The sequence below is a fragment of the Flavihumibacter cheonanensis genome, from assembly GCF_022352215.1.
In the GTDB taxonomy this organism is placed as follows: domain Bacteria; phylum Bacteroidota; class Bacteroidia; order Chitinophagales; family Chitinophagaceae; genus Flavihumibacter; species Flavihumibacter cheonanensis.
Window position 1 is genome coordinate 1 of record NZ_JAKRWF010000194.1, and the last position, 281, is coordinate 281.

The 281-nt window shown below is 67.3% G+C and carries 1 protein-coding gene; it reads right to left on the reverse strand.

Annotation, left to right across the window (positions count from 1 at the left end; genetic code table 11):
* A partial coding sequence (locus MD536_RS21655) for a hypothetical protein (RefSeq protein WP_239603859.1) occupies window positions 1–281 on the reverse strand: 281 nt, incomplete at both ends.

Below are 281 nucleotides of genomic sequence, written 5' to 3' on the forward strand. Positions count from 1 at the left end.
ACGCGAGTAAGGTGGTTCTCGATCGTGGCGGGCCGGAGCTTCCTGGTCGCGGCCAGCTCCGACCGGAAGCGCTCGAAGTCGGTGGGGCCGTAAGAGCGGAGGGGCCGGTCGCCGATCATCGCTTCGAACCGTCCGGCGGCGGTGAGGATCAGGCGCAGGTACTTGTCGCGGACCCGGTCGGTCTCTCCAAGGGCGAAGGTGGAGTACTCGGAGAACTTCGCCGAGAAGTAGGCGTCCTTCCAGGCGCTGAAGAGGGTGTCGGGACCGTCCGGCGTGGATCG